This window comes from Vibrio sp. 2033, from assembly GCF_033339735.1.
Window position 1 is genome coordinate 1 of sequence record NZ_JAWOVC010000359.1, and the last position, 696, is coordinate 696.

1 protein-coding gene is annotated in these 696 nt (G+C 45.7%); it reads right to left on the reverse strand.

What is annotated here, in order from left to right; all coding sequences use genetic code 11:
- Window positions 1–96: 96 nt before the first annotated feature.
- Window positions 97–696, reverse strand: a 600-nt coding sequence (locus R7P74_RS26595) for a pyrimidine/purine nucleotide monophosphate nucleosidase domain-containing protein (protein WP_318123645.1), incomplete at its 5' end; no start/stop codon positions are given.

A 696-nucleotide genomic window follows, 5' to 3' on the forward strand; every position in this document is an offset into this window, starting at 1 on the left:
CAATAATAACAAGATGAATAGACATAATGACTTAGCAATAAAAAAGGGGCGTTGCCCCTAGTGTAACGAATGCAAGCCAGACTATCGACCACCAATTTATGGATGGGCAATTCGATAGCATGGTTCATAATCAGAACCGCCTGGCAATTTCATTCGATGCTGTTCAACGAAGTCTTGCAGTAGCTTGTCGAGCTTCTTCATCAGTACAGGATCGCCATGAATGGAAAATGGACCTTTGCATTCGATTTCGCGAATGCCCTCGGCTTTGACGTTACCTGCCACAATACCAGAGAAGGCTGTGCGGAAGTTAGCCGCCAGAACTTGAGGGTCGTGATCTAAGTTCAAATGCAACCCTTCCATTGAAGTATGCGGTGGATCAAATGGCAGTTGGAAATCCGGTTCGATTTTCAATGACCAGTTGAAGCTGTAAGCATCGCCTTTTTCTTTACGATGAAGGCGTACATCTTCCATCGAGCGCTTCATGATACGTGCAACTTCGGCAGGATCATCAATGACGATTTGGTAGTGTTTTTGACCTTCTTCACCTAAGGTATCGCGAATAAACGCGTCGATAGAACGGAAGTATTCTTCGCTCTCTTTTGGTCCGGTTAACACAATCGGCATCGGCTGATCAGCATTGTCTGGATGCATCATGATACCAAGAATGTACAGCAACTCTTCGGCAGTACCCGGACC